The organism is Pedobacter sp. Leaf250 (assembly GCF_920984735.1).
GTDB lineage: Bacteria > Bacteroidota > Bacteroidia > Sphingobacteriales > Sphingobacteriaceae > Pedobacter.
This window is the reverse complement of sequence record NZ_CAKLBU010000029.1, coordinates 12,643-32,217: the sequence shown is the minus strand read 5'-3', so window position 1 is coordinate 32,217 and position 19,575 is coordinate 12,643. Positions and strand designations below refer to the sequence as shown.

Below are 19,575 nucleotides of genomic sequence, written 5' to 3'. Positions count from 1 at the left end.
AACGAGAAGCAAAATGTAGGCAGTAGAAAATAGAATAAGAATTATACAGTATATATGAGCAGTGAAAATTCAGGTTCCCCATTAGGAGCGGAAAGATTAATCTTCCTTATCGGATACATGGGCTGCGGTAAAAGTACGAAGGCCAAACAATTGGCGCATCGGTTAGAATGCCCTGTTGTTGATTTAGACACTGAAATTGTAAACAAATCGGGCAAAACCATTGCAGAATTTTTCGATGCTTATGGTGAAGATGGCTTTAGAAGTTATGAAAGTGAAATGCTTAAATCCTACAATTATCCACCAACCTGCGTAGTGGCAACAGGTGGCGGCTTACCATGTTTTTTTGATAATATGGATTGGATGAATGCCAATGGAGTAACAGTTTACCTTCAAATGGAACCTGCCGCATTGGTTTCTAGATTGCATAACCGTCAAAAACGACCGTTAATAAAGGATTTGAACGATGAGCAACTTTTAGATTTTATTAATGTTAAACTTCAGGAGAGAGCACCATTTTATACCAAAGCCAAAATAATAGTTGATGCCTTTGATTTAGACGCTGAAAAGTTAGAAGAAGTATTAAGCAGAAAAAATAGCTAATTGGCTCAATTCTTAATTAGTTAATTCACTAAATCCTGACCTATTATTTTAGCCGATAACAATGCCAAAGGGATTCCGCCTCCTGGATGTACGCTTCCACCACAAAAATAAAGGCCATTAATTTTTGAGGAGAAGTTTGGATGCCTTAAGAATGCAGCAAACTGATTATTTGAGCTGTTTCCATATAGTGAACCTTGATAAGAACCTGTTCTTGATTCTATGCTCCGAGGGTCTAAAATTTCCTCACAAATGATGCGTTCAGTAATCTCCTTCTTTAAAATTCTATTTATTTTTTTAATAATATTTTTCTTTGCTTCCTGGATCAATTCATCCCAATCTTGTCCATTATTTGCAGGAACATTAATCATTACAAACCAATTCTCACAACCATCAGGGGCATCATTTAGAATGTGTTTTGAAGTTATGTTGATGTAGATTGTTGGATCATGATAAATTGTAGCATCCTTCCAAATTGCATCAAATTCAGCTTGGTAATCTTCAGCAAATAAGATGTTGTGAAGGCCTAATTCCGGATAAGTGCCTTTTATTCCCAAATAAAAAATCAGTGCAGAGCTACTTCGTTCCTGTGTAAGTAATTTTTGTGGAGCATCGAACTTTGGAAGTAAATTTTTGTAGGTGAACCAAACATCCAAATTACATATAACAACCTCTGCCTCTTGAACTAAACTTTTAAATTTAATGCCTTCAACTTTGTTCTTTCTACCATCTGCCTTGTAAATAATTTCTTCTACTTTAGCATTGAAGTGAAATTTAACACCTAAATCTTCTGCCAATTTTTGTAGGGAAGTGATGATATTGTACATTCCTTTTTTCGGCAAAAAAGCGCCAAAATGATATTCAAAATGAGGAATTACGTTTAATGTTGCTGGTGCCTGATATGGATTTGAACCATTGTAAGTGGCATATCGGTTAAAAAGCTGAACAATCCTTTTATCTTTAAAAAAGCTTTGGTTGGCTTTGGCCTGCGTTCTAAAAGCATCGATTTGACCAAAGCGGAATACAGATTTAAGTGTATCCCAATGTAAATAACTTTTTATTTTATGGAGCGACCTTTCTAAAAAAACCTTGTTGGTTACCTCATAAATGGTTTCACTTTTTTTGAGGAATTGATGAACTTCTTTTGCACTAGATTCTGTTTTCCTTTCAATCTCAAGAGCAAACTTATTAATATCGGCATTGGCAGTTAGTTGCAGCCCATCTTCATAAAAGTATCTGCAAACTTCATCAAGTGGCTCATATTCAAAATAATCTTTTGGATTTTTATTAGCCAGTTTGAAAAGCTCATCAACATATTGCGGCATGGTAAACAAACTCGGTCCGGCATCGAACCTAAAACCCTGAAGGTTTATTTCAGCAAGTTTGCCACCTGCATAAGCATTGGATTCAAAAATTTCCACTTCAAAACCTTTTATCGCCAATCTTATTGCAGAAGCAATTCCTGCAATTCCAGCTCCGATAACAATTGCTTTTGGCTTAGGCATGTTATTTCAACTCCTCCAAATACAATTTTGTTTGTTTCTCAATCTCATTCGTAGCAAACTTTATTGCCGAGCCCACTCGGGTAGTTTCTGCTTTAACTGGCATTTTGTTAATGGTTGCCAATGCATCGATATACCATTTACTCCAAACTTCCAAAATGTGTTTTTCTTCAGCTGCTGATTTGCCCGCTGAAATTGCTTTTTTACTTAATTCAAATTCAGTTTTTAAACGAGTTAATCCGTCTAATTTTACTTGTGATACTGTTTTAGTTGCCGTATTTTCATCAGCAGAAATTAATGTGTACGCAGCTGTTAAACCACTAATGCCCACGTTTTTCATTTCTATAGCAGAAACTTTATCTATCCGATCATTATCGGTGTGATAAAACACATCGGTAAAATGCCACATTAATAAGCCTGGGATTTTATTTTGAAGAAATGGCGTATGGTCACTTCCGCCTTCAAAAGGATTATAATTTACCGTCCAATTGGCGAATTTGCCTTGTGCTTTGCAGATATCGAAAATAAAATCGTTGAAATAATGGGGAAAAAGATCCTTTTCTTTCACATCTCCAGCACCCCATTCTGTATGCTTATCTGTTCCTCTTGTCCAGATTGCAGATGGGTCTGGCATTTTTTCGATTAAGAATGATCCGCCAGTTTTTTTGGTATCTTCGCCGACCATATCCAAACTCATACCCCACATAATGCCTTTTGCTCGTGCGGTATCTTCTGTAATATATCTCCGAGTCGATACGATTTCATCTCCCAATAAAAAAGTCAGCGTTCGTTGAGGTGTAATCTTTTTTGATCGATAAAGTTCAGCAGTTAATCTTGCCATTTCGGCTAAAGTTCCAACACCGCTTGCATTATCGTTTGCCCCAGGTTCCTGCACATGTGCACTGAAAACAAAGCGTTCATCAGCTTTCACATTTCCTTTAACATTGGCAACAATTGTTAATTCTTCTGACGGATAAATTTTGGTTTGAATATTTATTTTCAACTTTGTAGCACCTTTTAAACAAGCCGATTTAAGTTTTTCCTTAGCCCCATACGATAACAGTAAAGTCCAAACTTCACTGTTGGCTTTCATGCTGCCAAACTGAATAGAGGTTTGATGAACTTCTGGTTGCGTGTATTTTGGCATAGCATAACCCAAAACACCAATTGCGCCAGCTTTTGATGCTATCGCTAATAATCTGGATGGATGGTTTTCTGAAAAAAGTATTTTTCCTTTCAGGTCTAACTTTTCTAATTCAGCTGGTGTGGTTTGAGGTAAAAAAACTACTTCAGCAGTAACGCCATCTGTAGGTGTCGACCCACAATTAATGGGGATCATATTACGATTCGTTTTAAAGGAAATTAGCGGTTGAGTTTCTCCAACAATATCAATATTAGCATCAATAGGCTCCCAGGTATTGTTTTTCATTGGGCGCTTTTCTATCCGATAGGTAAGTGGAGCTTCCAGTTCGTTTAGTTTTTGCTCAACAAAACCAGCTTTCTTCAAAATATTCTCTACATGATGAATACTTGCGTTAAAACCTGTATTTCCAGGTACGCGGAAAAATTTTTCTACAAATGCGGTAGTTTCATAAGCGTTTTTTTCATTAAAACCGTTTCTGGTCAATTTGAAATATTGATCAGTGGTGTTTTGTGCGTAACTAGATAATCCCGCAAGAAGCATTGGAAAAAGAATCTTTATTTTCATTATGAATTAAAAGCGAAAGATACTAAGAATATTCAGACCCAACTAAGTGTATTGCTTACCATTTTATGTTTCAAATCTTCATCAACGAAAAGCGAACAAGAACCAACTACCCAAAACATAATAAGTAAGAAAAGCACCAAAACCGACAAATACAATTCTGAATAGGTGCCGAAAATCCAAGTTTGTTATTAATGAAAAAACAGTAAAAGGCAAAATTGGAATTTGGTTAACCGCAACACAACATGTTACAAGACCTAAATAATTGAAATACCACCCACAGAGTATGCTAATGTAACCAATGAATACTAACGCTTATAAATTTTATTCTATAAATTAAATAAAACATTAAAAATCAATATGATGCGATCAGTATATTATTGGATTTAATGATTTAACCTATTGATGTAAAATTAACATAAATTTAATTTGTACCGTTTCGGTTTTCGGTATGAATTTTGTATTATTGTGAAATAAGATAGGTTTATTTATCATGAGCAAAGAAATATTAGAGTTTTCTGTACAAGTAGATGAGAAATTTGACTTAAAATTTAATTGGCTGGATGGTTTTTGGGGAACAGCATTTAAATTTTTTGGAAAATAATTTTTGATACCGATTCTTCTGCCCGAACAATTTTTGTTCGATTAATTCTTTGTGATCAATATTTTCGCTTTTCTGCCTTACCTTTCTGCACTCATTATTTCTTCCTTAATTGCTATTCATTCTGATATTAGCTTTCCGCTTTAGTCTTTCAGCTTTTCCGCTTATCTTTGCAAAATAATGAGTAGAAGAAAACCAGGTACGGTAACCATAGTTCCAAACGTACATATAATTGATATTGCTGAAGAAGGAAAGGGAGTTGGCAAGGCTGATGAATTGGTCATATTTGTTGATAAAGCAGTTCCTGGCGATGTTGTTGATGTTCGCCTAACAAAAAAGAAAAAGAATTTTGCTGAAGCGATTATTGATCAGTTGCATGAAAAATCAGCTTTGCGTACTGATCCTTTTTGCGAACATTTTGGTACTTGTGGTGGTTGCAAATGGCAGCACATGGGTTATGATGCTCAATTGAAGTTTAAACAGAAAAATGTTGAGGCAGCATTGCAACGTCTTGGTAAAGTTGATACTTCGAATGCCGAACCAATTTTAGGGTCGGTAAAAAATAGATATTACCGCAACAAATTGGAATTTACTTTTTCAAATAAACGTTGGTTGGAAAAAACTGATGTAGAACGCGATGAAGATTTTGATATGAATGCCCTAGGTTTTCACGTTCCTTTGCGCTTTGATAAAATTTTGGATATTGAGCATTGCTATCTGCAAGATGAACCTTCAAACGCTATTAGAAACTCGGTTCGTAAATATGCCTTGGAAAATGCTTTGTCGTTTTACGATTTACGTAATCACGAAGGTGTTTTGCGTAATTTGATTATTCGTACCTCAAGTACTGGCGAAGTAATGGTAGCTGTGGTATTTGCATATCCGGAGCCAGAACAAATTGATGGCTTAATGAATTTCATAAAAATTGAATTCCCTCAAATTACTTCGCTATTGTATATTGTAAACCAAAAGAAAAATGATACCATTTTTGATCAGGATGTAGTGTTGTTTGCTGGTCGCGATCATATTTTCGAAGAAATGGATGGCATTCGTTTTAAAATTGGTGTGAAATCTTTTTATCAAACCAACTCCGATCAAGCATTCGAATTATATAAAATCACACGCGATTTTGCTGAATTTAAAGGTGATGAACTGGTTTACGATTTATATACCGGTGCCGGAACAATTGCAAATTTCGTAGCCAAAAATGTTAAGCAGGTGGTGGGTGTAGAATATGTACCAACGGCTATTGAAGATGCAAAGTTTAATTCGCAGTTAAACGGAATTGACAATACCATTTTTTATGCTGGCGATATGAAAGATATTCTAACTGCTGAATTTATATTAGCACATGGCAAACCAGATGTTGTAATAACTGATCCTCCAAGGGCGGGCATGCACGCCGATGTTGTACAACGTTTATTGGAAATGGAAGCAGAAAAAATTGTTTATGTAAGTTGCAATGCCGCTACGCAGGCCAGGGATTTGGAAATTTTAAGTGCCAAGTATGACGTTGCCCGCATTAAACCTGTTGACATGTTTCCGCATACGCAACATGTAGAGAATGTTGTTTTGTTAAGATTGAAATAATACAATGATTGAATTTTAATTGAGTGAATGATAGAATGTGGCAAGCGCCTGTAAACATTCATTCAATCATTCAAAATTCAATAATTCAATAATATGGATAGAGAAGAATTATTAGGCGCAACGCCCGAAGATAGCGGACAACCGCAAAAGAAACAGGAAAGCCCTTTGGTAAGTTTAGAAAAGGATTTAGAATTTTATGCCGATGCCATTAAAGAGGTAGCTGTTGAAATAATGGTGGAGGGAATTTCAACCCATCCTATTTTTATTGCTCATCAACATGAAGTTAATATCGGTGAATTAATTTTGAACAAAGAAGAATTAAATACCGATTGGACTATCCAAGCTTCTACGCTGGAAGAGTTTGTAGAAAAGGGAATCATCAATAAAGAGAAGAAAGAGCCATTTTTAAAGGTTTATAAAAAGCCTGAAGATTTTATGTGCGTATTTGTCGTTGTTCCAGAAGGAGCTAACTTCATTTATTATCCCTATAAAAAAAGGTAGATGGTTTAAGATTTTGCCATTGATTTCTTTAAAGTTGATAATAAGTATAATCATAAAATCAGTGTAATCATTTTCAAAAAAAAAGCTGCTTTGCATCCACAAAGCAGCTGATTTATCATTAACTAAACTAAATTCTTTCTAATTTACGTGGTGCACATCGCCACTTTTTGAACTTGATGTTTTTTTAAGTGAGGCATTTCCTTTATAACTCACATCACCACCACCACTTGCCGCAGCTTCCAAGCCTTTATTTACATAAATGCTCACATCAGATCCGCCTGAAGCCTGCACTTTCGCATATTCAGTAACAAACTCATAAGCATCAATATCACTTCCACCGCTCGATTGGATTGTCATGTTTTCTGCTTTGCCTTTTAAATCAATGTCACTTCCACCGCTCGATTGGATAGTAATATCATTGCATATAACATTCAACTTTAAATCTGATCCTCCTGAAGAACGAATAGCAAATTTGTCGGTTTTTAATTGATTTTGTGTAAATACATCCGAACCGCCAGAAGCCGCTATTGCATTCAGGGTTTTATAATTTACATAGGCTTTAATAATGCGGTTTTTAAACATGCCGCTCCAATTGATGCCATCTTTAAATTTAATGTTAATGTTGGTTCCGTTCTGTTCTACAACAATATCTTTTAGTGTTTCACTGTCAGATTTTATAGTTACAGCTTCGCTACCGCCTTGGGTTAAATACAAATCGATTCCACTGCTTATACCAACACTATTAAAGTTTTTTACGGGATAATTTTTAGATTCTTGGGCGTTCGCCATATAGCTACTCACAATGATGAATAACATGGCGGATGATTTGATGAATAATTTCATGGTTTTCGTTTTTGGTTATTGATTAGACGCATTGTAATCCGAAACGTTGCAAGCAATCGAAATTATTTTTCAAATAGTTTGAATTTCACCCTTAAAATCGTTCTTTTTGTATTCAACCTTTATATACAATGGCATCGCAACTTCTTATTCTTAACAAGAAACAAATTCAGCAGAAAATAGATCGTATTGCTTATCAAATTCTGGAAGATAATTTAAATGAAAAAGAAATTGTATTGGCTGGAATTTGGGATCGTGGATATAAATTGGCAGTACGTTTGGAGAAGGTGCTGAAAAAAATATCTGATTTTAAATTGACCCTGTTACGCATCGATCTTCAAAAGGAAAGCAGTAAGCTTGTTGCCAAAACAGATTTAGACGAAAGCCATTGGAAAAATAAAGTGGTTATCATTGTTGATGATGTATTAAACAGCGGTAAAACTTTAGCTTATGGTTTAGGTGTTTTCCTGAATACACCACATAAAAAGATTCGTACAGTCGTTCTGGTAGATAGAAGTCATAAAATTTTTCCAATCGCTACTGATTTTGTTGGACTTGAATTGGCAACCATACTAAAAGAACATGTAGATGTTGTGATGGATGTGGAGGGAGAAGAAGATCGGGTTTATTTGAGCTAGCTTAAGTTGTAGGATGGAATGAGGCAGGATAAATCTTGACAATTTCGGTTTAGTACGATTAATTTGCAATTAACCCCATTTTTTTGCAACTTTCAGCCATGTATTATCCCAAGAAAAATTCTTTCATTTATAACTTTTTCTCTTGGTACATTCAATTCATCATCAAAAAAGATTTCTCAAAATTCAATCATGATGATGCGGTCATCAATTCAGATGCTTCCATTTTAGTTTTATGCAATCATTTTAGCTGGTGGGATGGTTTTTTAATCTTTTATCTCAACAAAAAAGTTTTCAAAAAGCAGTTTCATGTTTTGGTTAATGCCGAAAATTACCGCAAAGTTGGCTTTTTAAAATATTTGGGTGCATTTGCGCCTGAAAATAAAGGTAAAGATGTATTAGAGACTTTAGCTTATGCTGGTAAATTGTTAGATGATCCTCAAAATTTAGTATTAATTTTTCCCCAGGGAAAATTGCACTCCAATCATGAAAAGAATATTAAGTTCGAAAAGGGAGTAATGCAAGTAATCAATTCCAGCCAGAAAAAACTAAACATTATTTTCGCAGCTATTTTCATCGATTATTTCTCAGAAAGAAAACCTTCAGCCTACACCTATCTTCAAAATTGGGAAAATGAGGAATATGTAAGTTTGCAGCTGTTAAAAAGCGAATACAATAAACATTACGATCAATCGCTTGTTAAACAAACACAAATTACTGAATGACAATTTTTATTTATGCCGTACTGATTTTCATGGTGATCAGGTTTTCGGTAACTGTGTTTAATTTTCTTTCCAACCCCAAATTGCCTCGTGTATTAAAGCATTATCATGATGAGGTTTCTATCCTTATTCCAGCTCGTAATGAAGCCGATAATATTATTTATTTACTCGAATCAATAAAGGCTCAGGATTATTCAAATTATGAAGTTATCGTTCTTGATGATGATAGCAGTGATAATACTTATCAATTGGTTGAAACTTTTTGCGAAAAGAACTCAAATTTTAAAATTGTTAGCGGGAAAGATCTAGCCCTAGGCTGGTTGGGAAAAAATTATGCCTGCTATCAGTTGGCAGCATTAGCCACCGGAAAATATTTACTTTTTATAGATGCCGACGAATCTATTGAGAGAGGATTAATTAACAGTTTAATCTCACGTATGGAAAAAGGGAACCTGGCCTTGCTAAGTGTTTTTACTAATCAGGTGATGAAAACCATCGGAGAGAAATTAACCGTTCCTTTAATGCATTTTATCCTGTTAAATTTATTGCCCTTGCGATTGGTTAAGTTTTCTGCCAATCCTGCTTTTTCTGCAGCCAGCGGACAGTGCATGTTTTTTAACGCCAGAAAGTATAGGGATAACCAATGGCATGAACAGGTAAAAAATCAGGTGGTAGAAGATGTAGAAATTATTAAATTAGTGAAACAGAAAGAATATGCTGCCGAGGCATTGTTGGGCAATAACCTGATTCATTGCAGGATGTACAACAACTTAGAAGAAAGTTTAAACGGTTTTAGTAAAAACTTGTTGGCAGGCTTTGGTAATAACATTTTAATATTGCTATTTTACCTGCTTTTGGTAATTATTGGGCCAGTAATTTTAATCTTAAACTTTAATGTCGGTTTACTTGTATTACCAATTACATTAATAGTTTTAAGCCGAATGATGATCTCGTATTTATCAGGGCAGAATGTTTTGATTAATTTGGTTTTACATCCCTTACAGATGTTATTCTTCTTGATTATTGCATTTATATCAATACAAAAACACATATTTAAAAAAGGTACATGGAAGGGCAGATCGATCAAAGCGATTTAAAAATTAAGAAAATTGCAGTTGCTGTAATCATCATTTTTCATTTGGTAGGTCTGGTTGGTTTTTTAATTCCGGTAGCACAGCCATATTTTATGAAGATGGTTCCTTTTCATTTATTGTTAATGTTTGCTGTGATTATTTTCTCTTACAATGCAAACATTAAGCGCTTATTGCTATTTGTTTCTGGGGTTTTTCTTTGTGGCTATCTGGTAGAGGTTTTAGGCGTTCATACCGGGAAAATATTTGGCAGCTATTATTATGGCGATACTTTAGGTTATAAAATTGCGGCTGTTCCACTTTTAATGGGCGTAAATTGGGTAATCCTTATATTTAGTGTTGGCCAAATGATGAAGAGCTTTAAAATCAGAAACAGCATTTTGGCATCGTTAATTGGAGCAGTTGTGTTAATTATTTTCGATTATTTTTTAGAGCCAGTGGCCATGAAATTTGATTACTGGCAATGGGATTGGCATGAAATACCTGGCCAAAATTTTGTAGCATGGTTTATTGTTTCGGTTATATTGCTAAAGTTTTATTATGCATTGGGCTTAAAACAACAGAAGTATATTGGCATTACGATGTTTACTTCACAACTTATCTTTTTTGTTGTCTTGTACATGACAACCGGAACAAATATTTTTGCTTAATTTTGCACTGCAATGGGTTTTAACTTACAAGTCAACATCGATAAATCTTCAGGCTTTTGCTTCGGCGTAGTTTATGCTATCGAAATGGCAGAAGATATTTTAGATAGCGAAGGATATTTATATTGTCTTGGCGATATTGTTCACAATGATGAGGAAGTTGAGAGATTAACCAACCGCGGTTTAAAAATCATCGATCATGATTTTTTGAAAGATCTGAAAAACGAAAAAGTGTTAATCAGAGCGCATGGCGAAGCACCATCTACTTATCAATTGGCTTTAGAAAATAACCTAACCCTTATTGATGCATCTTGTCCGGTGGTATTAAAACTTCAAAACCGGATTAAAAATTCTCATGATGATGAAGAACAGGTTTTAATTTTCGGGAAACATGGCCATGCCGAAGTAATTGGCTTACAAGGGCAAACCGATGGAAAGGCAATTGTTTTTCAGGATTTAGCTGAGCTTGATCATATTGAATTGCCTTCTAAATTCACTTTATATAGTCAAACCACAAAAAGCACCGATAAATTTTATCATATTAAAGATGAGTTATTGAGCCGAGGTTATGATGTTAAAGCGAACGATACCATTTGCAGACAAGTTTCTAATCGTTACGAAGAATTGGAAAATTTTGTAAACCATTACGATAAAATTGTATTCGTATCGGGTAAAAAATCTTCAAACGGGAAAGTGCTTTACGATGTTTGCAAAAAATATAACGATAACAGTTATTTTATTTCCAATGTTGAAGAACTGGATCAAAATTGGTTCGCTCCAAATGATAAAGTTGGCATCTGTGGTGCAACATCAACACCGATGTGGTTAATGGAAAAAGTAAAAGCAGAACTAGAACGATATTAATCGCAACTTTCTAAATCAATTTTCGTTTCAGGCTGTTTAATCGAATACCTCATAACAGATTAATAGTAAATTGAAAAATGTCAACCCATATTCTGGAGTTTTAGTTGCATTAGCTGTAATCACTTGCTGGTTCATCTCCCTTTTTTTTTTATTGAGATGGAATTTTGAGTGGAGTAATCCATTAGTTTACCTCATGGTGTTTGTACAAATGCATCTTTACACAGGTTTGTTCATCACGGCTCATGATGCCATGCATGGTACCATTTCATCTAACAGAACCATTAATAATTTTTTCGGCTATCTATCTGTTTTCCTCTATGCCGGTTTTTTTTATAACCGATTATATAGTAAGCACCACAAGCATCATAGCCATGTGCATACTGATGCAGATCCTGATTTTGCACCGCATGGCTTTTGGAAATGGTATTTACGTTTTATGATGAATTATGTTACCATCATACAGTTGGTAATTATGGCTATTGCTTATAACGTACTTAATATTTGGGTTAATGAACAAAATCTCCTGTTTTTTTGGGTTTTGCCATCTCTGCTCAGTACTTTTCAATTGTTTTATTTTGGAACGTACTTGCCACACAAAGGCGAACACGATAACGAATATCATGCATCAACCTTAAATAAAAACCATTTTGTAGCTTTTATTACCTGTTATTTTTTTGGATATCATTTAGAGCATCACCAAAAACCTGGTATGCCTTGGTGGCAATTGTATAAAACGAAATAAAATCGCTTTTTACCAAATCTTGATAGTAAATACTTAATACTTGATACTAAAAAGGCGATATTTGCGCCACAAAACATATTCTTAATAGTACATGAGCAAGAAGGGAATTTTACTGGTTAATTTAGGAACACCCGATAGTCCGCAAACTCCAGACGTTAAAAAATATTTAGATCAATTTTTAATGGATGAAAGGGTAATTGATATACCTAAGTTTAACCGAACCTTATTAGTAAAGGGAATTATCGTTCCTTTCCGAAGCCCGAAAACCGCTAAATTATATAAAGAAATATGGAATGAGAATGGTTCTCCATTGTTATACTATAGTCGTTTGCAAGCTAAAATGCTGCAAGAAAGACTAGGCGATGATTACCATGTTGAATTGGCCATGCGTTATCAAAGCCCATCAGTTGCATCGGCTCTGGCAAACTTAAAAGCGGGTTTGGTAGAAAGCATTCAGGTAATTCCAATGTTTCCTCAATATGCATCAGCAAGTTCTGGTTCGGTAATGCAATTGGTGATGGAATTGGTAAGCAAGTGGCAAACGGTACCACCAATATCTTTTGTTAATTCGTTTCACGATAATGAATTAATGATCAAAGTATTTGCTGAAAATGCCCGCAAACATGATGTAGAAAGCTATGACCATGTATTGTTCAGTTTCCATGGATTGCCTGAACGCCAGTTATTAAAATGTGATCATACAGGAAGTTATTGCTTAAAAACTACTGATTGTTGTCAAACACTAAACGACACAAATAAATATTGTTATTCTGCTCAGGGACACGATACAGCTAGATTAATTGCTAACGAGTTAAATCTTCCAAAAGATAATTACACCGTTTGTTTTCAATCGCGTTTAGGTAAAGAACCGTGGGTACAGCCTTACACTACAGATGTTTTAAAAAAATTAGCAGCCGAAGGAAAAAAACGTTTGCTGGTTTTTAGTCCTGCTTTTGTAGCCGATTGTTTAGAAACACTTTACGAAATTACAGTAGAATATCATGAAGAGTTTAAAACATTGGGTGGCGAACATGTTCAATTGGTAGAGAGTTTAAACGATAGTCCGGTGTTTATCGAAGCATTAGCTGGAATGGTAAATTAGCATGTAGATATGGGAAGTTTTATCATTTTAATGGGCGTTTCTGGAAGTGGTAAAACCGTTATTGGAAAAGCACTTGCGCCAAAATTAAATGCTGAATTTATTGATGGTGATAACCTACATTCACAGCGAAACGTAGATAAAATGGCTGCTGGTATTCCACTTACTGATGAAGATCGTTTTGATTGGCTAAATTTAATTGCCAAAGTAGGGCACGATCACGCAGCGCATGGAACAACTTGCATTATTGCTTGTTCTGCCTTGAAAAGAAAATATCGTGATCTACTTAGGAAAGATAACCCCTCGATGAAATTTATTTACCTGAAGGGAAGCTACGATTTGATATTCAATAGAATTTCGAAAAGATCGCATCAATACATGCCATCTAGTTTGTTAGAAAGTCAATTCAATACGCTGGAAGAACCTCAAGAAGACGAACAAGACATTTTTGAAGTTTCTATAGATCAGGAAATTTCTGCAATAGTAGAAGATGTGGTTAAGGCTGGGTTGGTTTTGTAATCATAGAAAGAATCTGATCTGTTGCTCCCTTTTTCTCCTCCACATATTTTTTAGCTCTGATTGATGCATTTTCGTTTGTAGAGAAATCTTCAAAAGCAGCAAGTAATTCGATAGTATTAGAAATGCATTTCGCAGCACCAATGGCAATCAAGTCTTTTGCTTCCTGGAATTTATCATATTTCACACCAAAAATTACAGGTAAACCAAAAGCTGCAGCTTCTAAAGTATTGTGTATTCCGGCACCAAATCCTCCACCAATGTAAGCAACCTTGCCATATTGATACAAAGAAGACAGCATACCAATATTATCAATGATAAGCGTTTGGTATGTGGCAGATTGCGTTTGTGAATCCAACATAGAAAATCGTAAACTGCCAGTTGAGAACTGTTTTTCGATACTTTCTATATGGCTTTCATGAATCTCATGTGGGACAATTATAAATTTCCAATTAGGATATTGCTCTGGTAAATTAGAAAGTAATTTCTCATCTTCAGGCCAGGTACTTCCACAAACCAAAGTTGGCGAATCGCCTAAAAATTGCTCAATGTCCAATAACTGTTTTGGCTTTTGTGCATTTTCGTAAACACGATCAAATCTGGTGTCGCCGCTAATTGTAGCATTTGTCAAATTAATCGAATTCAGTAAAGCTTTGCTTTCCTCATTTTGTACAAAAAAGTACGTAACTGATTTTAGAATATTCCTGTAAAAACTACCATACCATTTAAAAAAAGCCTGGCTCGGTCTAAAAATACCTGAAATTATATATAATGGAATATCGCGACTTTTCAATTCCTTGAAGTAGAAATGCCAGAATTCATATTTTGTAAAAATGGCCATTTCGGGGTTGATGAGGTCGATAAATCGCTTTGCATTGCTCAACGTATCAATAGGAAGATAGAAAACATCTGCCAAAGCATAATTTTTTCTGATTTCATATCCCGAAGGAGAAAAGAAAGTAACCACGATTTTTTTTGAAGGATGAAGCGCTTTTAATTTCTCCAGGACTGGTCTGCCTTGTTCAAATTCGCCCAGCGATGCAAAGTGAAACCAGACGTGTTTTTGCTGTGAATCGATGGTCTGCTCCATGCGGTTAAAAAGGTTTTTCCGGCCATTAACAAATAATTTCGCTTTGCTATTAAACAGCGAAAAAATCAAAATAATTAAATTGTAAACCCTAATTCCTAATATGTAAAGCAAAAGCATTGTTGTAAATTCCTATCTTCGTGCCCAAGATAAAACGAATATATTTAAAAAGTTAAAAATATATGAAGATAGCCGTTATTGGTACCGGATATGTAGGTTTGGTTACCGGAACATGTTTAGCAGAAACAGGAAACGATGTAATATGCGTTGACATTGATGAGCGTAAAGTGCAAAAAATGCAGAATGGTGAGGTGCCAATTTATGAACCAGGATTAGATATATTGTTTCACAGAAATATAGAGCAGGGCAGATTAACGTTTACCACCAATTTGGCTGATGCGATTAAAGATGCGCAAATCATTTTTATGGCTTTACCAACGCCTCCAGGTGGAGATGGAGCTGCCGATTTATCATACATTTTAGGTGCTGCAAAAGATATTTCCAAACTTATCACTGAATACAAAGTGATTGTGAACAAATCTACAGTGCCAGTTGGAACGGCAGATAAAGTTAAAGCTGTTTTTACCGCAAATACCAACATTGAAGTTGATGTTGTATCAAACCCAGAGTTTTTAAGAGAGGGTGTTGCCGTTGATGATTTCATGAAGCCCGATCGTGTGGTTTTGGGTACAAAAAGCGAGAAAGCCAAAAAATTAATGTCCGAACTTTACGGACCCTATGTTCGCCAGGGAAACCCAATTCTATTTATGGATGAGCGTTCTTCTGAACTGACGAAATATGCTGCAAATTCCTTTCTGGCAACCAAAATCACGTTCATGAACGAAATCGCCAATCTTTGTGAGTTGGTTGGTGCCGATGTTGATGCGGTGAGAAAGGGCATTGGTTCTGATGACCGTATCGGCAAGCGCTTTTTGTTTCCTGGTGTAGGTTATGGTGGTTCGTGTTTTCCTAAAGATGTTCAGGCTTTAGTTCGGTCATCTGATGATTACGCCTATGATTTCCAGATTTTAAAATCTGTGATGGAAGTAAATGAGCGCCAGAAAACCATTTTAGTTGATAAGGTTTTAAAATATTACAAAAACGATATTAAGGGCAAACATTTTGCACTTTGGGGCCTGGCCTTTAAACCAGAAACTGACGATATTCGTGAAGCACCAGCATTATATATAATTGATGCCTTGGTTGAGAACGGTGCTACAGTTACTGTTTTCGATCCCGAAGCGATGGACAATGTTAAAAATATTATTGGCGATAAAGTTAGCTATGCCAAAAACCAATACCAAGCTTTGGAAAATGCTGATGCACTGCTAATAGCTACAGAATGGTCGGTTTTTAGAAACCCGGATTTTGATAAGATGGAATTAGCATTAAAAAATAAAGTGGTTTTTGATGGTCGTAATTTGTATGATTTACAAAAAATGATCGATCTTGGCTATTATTACAATAGCATAGGAAGAAAACTGATAGATTAAGATGGGAAAAAAGAGAATTTTAATTACAGGTGCGGCTGGGTTTTTAGGTTCGCATTTATGTGATCGTTTCGTAAAAGAAGGTTTTCATGTTATCGGAATGGATAATCTGATCACTGGAGATATGGCCAATATTGAGCATCTCTTTAAGTTGGAGAATTTTGAATTCTACAATCATGACGTTTCTAAATTTGTGCATATTCCAGGCAATCTGGATTATATTCTTCATTTTGCCTCGCCTGCAAGCCCAATCGATTACCTTAAAATTCCTATTCAAACATTAAAAGTAGGTTCTTTAGGAACGCATAATTTATTAGGTTTGGCCAGAAATAAAAATGCGAGAATGCTGATTGCTTCTACTTCAGAAGTTTACGGAGATCCAAATGTTAACCCACAACCAGAAGAATACTGGGGGAATGTAAATCCGGTTGGTCCTCGTGGTGTTTATGATGAAGCCAAACGTTTTCAAGAGGCCATTACCATGGCCTACCATACTTTTCATGGTGTAGAAACCAGAATAGTGAGAATATTTAATACTTACGGACCAAGAATGCGATTGAATGATGGCCGTGTTTTACCTGCTTTTATAGGCCAGGCTTTACGCGGAGAAGACTTAACAGTTTTCGGTGATGGCAGCCAAACACGATCTTTCTGTTATGTAGATGATTTAATTGAAGGAATTTATCGTTTATTGATGAGCGATTATGCACAGCCAGTAAATATTGGAAATCCTGATGAGATCACCATTAAACAATTTTGTGAAGAGATTATTAAACTCACTGGCACTTCGCAAAGAATTGTTTATAAAGAACTTCCACAAGATGATCCGAAACAAAGAAGACCTGATATTACAAAAGCGAGAGAAATTTTAGGTTGGGAGCCAAAAGTTGGCCGTGCAGAAGGACTAAAAATTACATACGAGTATTTTAAATCACTGCCCCCAGAGGCTTTGGCAAAAATAGATCATAAAGATTTCACCACATTTAACCGTTAAGATGTCAAAAATATTAGTTACCGGCGGAACAGGATACATTGGTTCGCACACCGTAGTTGAATTACACAATGCAGGGTATGAAGTGATTATTGTAGATAATCTTTCTAACTCCAATATCAAAATCATAACCCAATTGCATGCCATTACCGGTAAGTGGTTTGAGTTTGTAGAAATTGATCTTCAGGATGATAAGGCGGTTCAAAATTTTGCCGAAAACAATACGGACATCACCGGTATTATCCATTTTGCAGCATACAAAGCTGTTGGCGAATCAGTAGAAAAACCTTTAAAATATTATAAAAACAATTTCTACGGACTGATCAATCTACTTGTATCATTTAATAAAAAGATTGATTTTGTGTTTTCATCATCATGTACAGTTTATGGTCAGCCAGATAGTTTGCCAGTTACAGAAGCTGCAGATGTTAAAAAAGCAGAATCTCCATACGGAAATACCAAACAGATTGCTGAAGAAATTTTAGCCGAAACTGCTTCGGTTACACCAGATTTAAATGTTATTGCATTGCGTTACTTCAATCCGGTTGGTGCACACGAAACGGCGTTAATTGGAGAATTACCAAATGGTGTTCCGGCAAATCTTGTTCCTTTTATTACACAATCAGCCATTGGAAAACGTGGTCCGATTACGGTTCATGGCGATGATTATGAAACACCAGATGGTTCTGCCATTCGCGATTATATTCATGTAGTTGATTTAGCAAAAGCTCACGTTGCCGCTATTAAACGTTTGGAAGAAAGTAAAGCAGAATCCAACTATGAAGTTTTTAATATCGGAACTGGAAAAGGTTCTTCAGTTTTGGAAATTATTTCAGCTTTCGAAAACGTAACTGGAGAAAAACTTGATTATAAGATTGGTCCACGAAGAGCAGGCGATATTGTTCAGATTTATGGCGATGTTCAAAAATCAAACAACGAATTGGGCTGGAAAGCGAATCTGGATATTAATGAGATGATGCGTTCGGCTTGGGAGTGGGAAAAATACATCAAGGCTAATCCTTTTTAAATGAAATTATCAGAGCACAAAAATCTAAAGAGCGCCATTACAGATTTGCCTGTTAAAGAAAAAGACAGACTTTTGTTGCGCTTAATAGCTAAAGATAAAGTGCTCACAGAACACCTTCACTACAAACTTTTGGAAAGCGAAATTGATCTGGAAGACCGTAAGGAAAAAATTAAAGCCGATGTGAGCGAACAAATTCCTGAACTTAAAAAGCTTAACGCCAAAGAAGCTTTAGTAAAAGTTAGGAAAATGATCACATCGGTTAATCATTTTTATAAGGTAACCAAAGATCCGATAGGAGAGGTGGAGCTGAAAATATTCATTTTAAATAATGTTCCATTCGATTACCGCAGATCTATTTTAGGCTATCGCGATTATATGATTTTGTTTTCTTCATTCTACATTAAAACTGTTGCGGTAACCATCAATAAATACAGAAAACTACACGAAGATTTGCAGTTTGATTTAAGTGAAAACCTAAATAATTTGCTCGATAAAATCTATTCTTCTAAATTAGCGGCATCAGCCGAGGCATCCAGTTTGCCAAGGGAAATTAATTAAGCCACGAGTCCCAATTATGTTCGGATTATTTAAAAAGAAGAAAATAGTACCCGAATTTAATTTTTCAAATATTGGAACCGATATGCATTCACATATTATTCCAGGGATAGATGATGGCGCTCAAACCATAAATGATTCGCTTTTAATTGCTAAAAAGTTCAAGGCCTTAGGTTTTAAAAAACTCATTGCAACTCCGCATATCATGGCCGATTATTTTCGGAACACACCAGATACTATTCATAGAGGTTTAGATATTTTAAGAAAAGGTTTGCAGGAAATTCAGTTGGATCTGGAGGTTGATGCAGCCGCAGAATATTACCTTGATGAAACTTTAGAAAAGAAAATCAAGCAAAAAGAAGTACTCACTTTCGGAAGTAATTACTTGCTTTTTGAATTGTCTTACATCAACGCACCACAAAACCTTTTTGATATCATTAAAATGATGCAAGATGGAGGCTACAAACCTGTTCTTGCCCATCCCGAAAGATACCCTTACTATTATGGGTCGTTCGAAAGTTATCAGCAGATAAAAGAAACAGGTTGCATGTTGCAAATGAATTCGATCGCATTAACAGGATATTATGGCTCGGGCGCTAAAAAGGTAGCCGAAGAAATGGTGGAGAATCATTTGGTTGATTTTATCGGCAGCGATATGCACCACCTTAAACACGCAGCAGCGCTCGAAGATAGCCTAACAACGCCATTGATGCAACGTCTTTTAAGTCAGCATCAATTAAATAATGTATTAATCTAAGAGTTAAACATTTATC

At 35.5% G+C, this 19,575-nt stretch carries 21 protein-coding genes; 17 read left to right on the top strand and 4 right to left on the bottom strand.

What is annotated here, in order from left to right; all coding sequences use genetic code 11:
• Positions 1 to 54: 54 nt before the first annotated feature.
• The gene (locus LUA91_RS19320) at positions 55 to 600 is read left to right on the top strand and encodes a shikimate kinase (protein WP_231427754.1); all 546 of its coding nucleotides are present in this window, start codon (positions 55 to 57) and stop codon (positions 598 to 600) included.
• A 20-nt stretch (positions 601 to 620) separates the two neighbouring features.
• Here LUA91_RS19320 and crtD read toward each other — a convergent pair whose 3' ends face one another.
• Both crtD and LUA91_RS19310 read right to left on the bottom strand, forming a co-directional pair.
• Positions 621 to 2,102 (bottom strand): 1-hydroxycarotenoid 3,4-desaturase CrtD, encoded by a 1,482-nt coding sequence (crtD, locus tag LUA91_RS19315; protein WP_231427753.1) that lies wholly within the window; start codon positions 2,100 to 2,102, stop codon positions 621 to 623.
• 1 nt (position 2,103) lies between these two features.
• Complete coding sequence (locus LUA91_RS19310; RefSeq protein ID WP_231427752.1) at positions 2,104 to 3,807, bottom strand: M28 family peptidase; 1,704 nt, start codon at positions 3,805 to 3,807, stop codon at positions 2,104 to 2,106.
• 490 nt (positions 3,808 to 4,297) lie between these two features.
• On the opposite strand from LUA91_RS19310, the gene LUA91_RS19305 reads away from it, so the two are divergent.
• The 3 genes from LUA91_RS19305 to LUA91_RS19295 all read left to right on the top strand — a co-directional run bounded on the left by LUA91_RS19305 (position 4,298) and on the right by LUA91_RS19295 (position 6,496).
• Positions 4,298 to 4,408, top strand: coding sequence for a phenylalanyl-tRNA synthetase subunit alpha (locus LUA91_RS19305; protein WP_231427751.1), 111 nt, complete (start codon positions 4,298 to 4,300; stop codon positions 4,406 to 4,408).
• Between the two features lie 177 nt (positions 4,409 to 4,585).
• Positions 4,586 to 5,995, top strand: a complete 1,410-nt coding sequence (rlmD, locus tag LUA91_RS19300; RefSeq protein WP_231427750.1) for a 23S rRNA (uracil(1939)-C(5))-methyltransferase RlmD — start codon at positions 4,586 to 4,588, stop codon at positions 5,993 to 5,995.
• A 93-nt stretch (positions 5,996 to 6,088) separates the two neighbouring features.
• Complete coding sequence (locus LUA91_RS19295) at positions 6,089 to 6,496, top strand: hypothetical protein (RefSeq protein WP_231427749.1); 408 nt, start codon at positions 6,089 to 6,091, stop codon at positions 6,494 to 6,496.
• A 138-nt stretch (positions 6,497 to 6,634) separates the two neighbouring features.
• On the opposite strand, the gene LUA91_RS19290 is transcribed toward LUA91_RS19295, so the two are convergent.
• Positions 6,635 to 7,339: a head GIN domain-containing protein gene (locus LUA91_RS19290; protein WP_231427748.1), complete on the bottom strand. Its 705-nt coding sequence runs from the start codon at positions 7,337 to 7,339 to the stop codon at positions 6,635 to 6,637.
• A gap of 128 nt (positions 7,340 to 7,467) precedes the next feature.
• Here LUA91_RS19290 and LUA91_RS19285 point away from each other — a divergent pair, with 128 nt between their 5' ends.
• The 8 genes from LUA91_RS19285 to LUA91_RS19250 all read left to right on the top strand — a co-directional run bounded on the left by LUA91_RS19285 (position 7,468) and on the right by LUA91_RS19250 (position 13,655).
• Positions 7,468 to 7,974, top strand: a complete 507-nt coding sequence (locus LUA91_RS19285; RefSeq protein ID WP_231427747.1) for a phosphoribosyltransferase family protein — start codon at positions 7,468 to 7,470, stop codon at positions 7,972 to 7,974.
• Positions 7,975 to 8,072: 98 nt separating this feature from the next.
• Positions 8,073 to 8,696: a lysophospholipid acyltransferase family protein gene (locus LUA91_RS19280; protein ID WP_231427746.1), complete on the top strand. Its 624-nt coding sequence runs from the start codon at positions 8,073 to 8,075 to the stop codon at positions 8,694 to 8,696.
• Positions 8,693 to 9,790, top strand: coding sequence for a glycosyltransferase family 2 protein (locus LUA91_RS19275; protein ID WP_231427745.1), 1,098 nt, complete (start codon positions 8,693 to 8,695; stop codon positions 9,788 to 9,790). The genes LUA91_RS19280 and LUA91_RS19275 overlap by 4 nt, the downstream gene beginning before the upstream one ends.
• Positions 9,760 to 10,434, top strand: a complete 675-nt coding sequence (locus tag LUA91_RS19270) for a carotenoid biosynthesis protein (protein WP_231427744.1) — start codon at positions 9,760 to 9,762, stop codon at positions 10,432 to 10,434. Before LUA91_RS19275 ends, LUA91_RS19270 begins: the two co-directional genes overlap by 31 nt.
• 12 nt (positions 10,435 to 10,446) lie before the next feature.
• The gene (locus LUA91_RS19265) at positions 10,447 to 11,295 is read left to right on the top strand and encodes a 4-hydroxy-3-methylbut-2-enyl diphosphate reductase (protein ID WP_231427743.1); all 849 of its coding nucleotides are present in this window, start codon (positions 10,447 to 10,449) and stop codon (positions 11,293 to 11,295) included.
• 70 nt (positions 11,296 to 11,365) lie between these two features.
• Positions 11,366 to 12,037 (top strand): fatty acid desaturase, encoded by a 672-nt coding sequence (locus LUA91_RS19260; protein WP_255717834.1) that lies wholly within the window; start codon positions 11,366 to 11,368, stop codon positions 12,035 to 12,037.
• A 91-nt stretch (positions 12,038 to 12,128) separates the two neighbouring features.
• Positions 12,129 to 13,139, top strand: a complete 1,011-nt coding sequence (gene hemH, locus LUA91_RS19255; RefSeq protein WP_231427741.1) for a ferrochelatase — start codon at positions 12,129 to 12,131, stop codon at positions 13,137 to 13,139.
• A gap of 9 nt (positions 13,140 to 13,148) precedes the next feature.
• A complete protein-coding gene (locus tag LUA91_RS19250) occupies positions 13,149 to 13,655 on the top strand; it encodes a gluconokinase (protein WP_231427740.1) in 507 nt (168 codons plus the stop codon).
• Here the strand turns inward: LUA91_RS19250 and LUA91_RS19245 are convergent.
• Positions 13,633 to 14,742: a 3-deoxy-D-manno-octulosonic acid transferase gene (locus LUA91_RS19245; RefSeq protein WP_370633679.1), complete on the bottom strand. Its 1,110-nt coding sequence runs from the start codon at positions 14,740 to 14,742 to the stop codon at positions 13,633 to 13,635. The genes LUA91_RS19250 and LUA91_RS19245 overlap by 23 nt on opposite strands.
• A gap of 179 nt (positions 14,743 to 14,921) precedes the next feature.
• Here LUA91_RS19245 and LUA91_RS19240 point away from each other — a divergent pair, with 179 nt between their 5' ends.
• From LUA91_RS19240 to LUA91_RS19220, 5 genes are read left to right on the top strand one after another with little or no spacing between them, the layout of a single operon-like run.
• Entirely contained in the window at positions 14,922 to 16,232 is a 1,311-nt protein-coding gene (locus LUA91_RS19240) for a UDP-glucose/GDP-mannose dehydrogenase family protein (protein WP_231427738.1), read from the top strand.
• Between the two features lies 1 nt (position 16,233).
• Positions 16,234 to 17,223: a UDP-glucuronic acid decarboxylase family protein gene (locus LUA91_RS19235; protein WP_231427737.1), complete on the top strand. Its 990-nt coding sequence runs from the start codon at positions 16,234 to 16,236 to the stop codon at positions 17,221 to 17,223.
• Position 17,224: 1 nt separating this feature from the next.
• Positions 17,225 to 18,247, top strand: coding sequence for a UDP-glucose 4-epimerase GalE (gene galE, locus LUA91_RS19230; RefSeq protein WP_231427736.1), 1,023 nt, complete (start codon positions 17,225 to 17,227; stop codon positions 18,245 to 18,247).
• A complete protein-coding gene (locus tag LUA91_RS19225) occupies positions 18,248 to 18,805 on the top strand; it encodes a hypothetical protein (protein ID WP_231427735.1) in 558 nt (185 codons plus the stop codon). It abuts the gene before it with no gap.
• Between the two features lie 16 nt (positions 18,806 to 18,821).
• On the top strand, positions 18,822 to 19,559 hold the full coding sequence (locus tag LUA91_RS19220) for a tyrosine-protein phosphatase (RefSeq protein WP_231427734.1): 738 nt from the start codon (positions 18,822 to 18,824) through the stop codon (positions 19,557 to 19,559).
• Positions 19,560 to 19,575: the final 16 nt, after the last annotated feature.

Coding starts and splice junctions, on each gene's coding strand:
- LUA91_RS19280 (WP_231427746.1), top strand. CDS start 8,073: ATGTATTATCCCAAGAAAAATTCTTTCATTTATAACTTTTTCTCTTGG.
- LUA91_RS19305 (WP_231427751.1), top strand. CDS start 4,298: ATGAGCAAAGAAATATTAGAGTTTTCTGTACAAGTAGATGAGAAATTT.
- LUA91_RS19285 (WP_231427747.1), top strand. CDS start 7,468: ATGGCATCGCAACTTCTTATTCTTAACAAGAAACAAATTCAGCAGAAA.
- crtD (WP_231427753.1), bottom strand. CDS start 2,102: ATGCCTAAGCCAAAAGCAATTGTTATCGGAGCTGGAATTGCAGGAATT.
- LUA91_RS19220 (WP_231427734.1), top strand. CDS start 18,822: ATGTTCGGATTATTTAAAAAGAAGAAAATAGTACCCGAATTTAATTTT.
- LUA91_RS19235 (WP_231427737.1), top strand. CDS start 16,234: ATGGGAAAAAAGAGAATTTTAATTACAGGTGCGGCTGGGTTTTTAGGT.
- LUA91_RS19240 (WP_231427738.1), top strand. CDS start 14,922: ATGAAGATAGCCGTTATTGGTACCGGATATGTAGGTTTGGTTACCGGA.
- LUA91_RS19265 (WP_231427743.1), top strand. CDS start 10,447: ATGGGTTTTAACTTACAAGTCAACATCGATAAATCTTCAGGCTTTTGC.
- rlmD (WP_231427750.1), top strand. CDS start 4,586: ATGAGTAGAAGAAAACCAGGTACGGTAACCATAGTTCCAAACGTACAT.
- LUA91_RS19295 (WP_231427749.1), top strand. CDS start 6,089: ATGGATAGAGAAGAATTATTAGGCGCAACGCCCGAAGATAGCGGACAA.
- LUA91_RS19290 (WP_231427748.1), bottom strand. CDS start 7,339: ATGAAATTATTCATCAAATCATCCGCCATGTTATTCATCATTGTGAGT.
- LUA91_RS19275 (WP_231427745.1), top strand. CDS start 8,693: ATGACAATTTTTATTTATGCCGTACTGATTTTCATGGTGATCAGGTTT.
- LUA91_RS19270 (WP_231427744.1), top strand. CDS start 9,760: ATGGAAGGGCAGATCGATCAAAGCGATTTAAAAATTAAGAAAATTGCA.
- galE (WP_231427736.1), top strand. CDS start 17,225: ATGTCAAAAATATTAGTTACCGGCGGAACAGGATACATTGGTTCGCAC.
- hemH (WP_231427741.1), top strand. CDS start 12,129: ATGAGCAAGAAGGGAATTTTACTGGTTAATTTAGGAACACCCGATAGT.
- LUA91_RS19245 (WP_370633679.1), bottom strand. CDS start 14,742: ATGGAGCAGACCATCGATTCACAGCAAAAACACGTCTGGTTTCACTTT.
- LUA91_RS19250 (WP_231427740.1), top strand. CDS start 13,149: ATGGGAAGTTTTATCATTTTAATGGGCGTTTCTGGAAGTGGTAAAACC.
- LUA91_RS19225 (WP_231427735.1), top strand. CDS start 18,248: ATGAAATTATCAGAGCACAAAAATCTAAAGAGCGCCATTACAGATTTG.
- LUA91_RS19310 (WP_231427752.1), bottom strand. CDS start 3,807: ATGAAAATAAAGATTCTTTTTCCAATGCTTCTTGCGGGATTATCTAGT.
- LUA91_RS19320 (WP_231427754.1), top strand. CDS start 55: ATGAGCAGTGAAAATTCAGGTTCCCCATTAGGAGCGGAAAGATTAATC.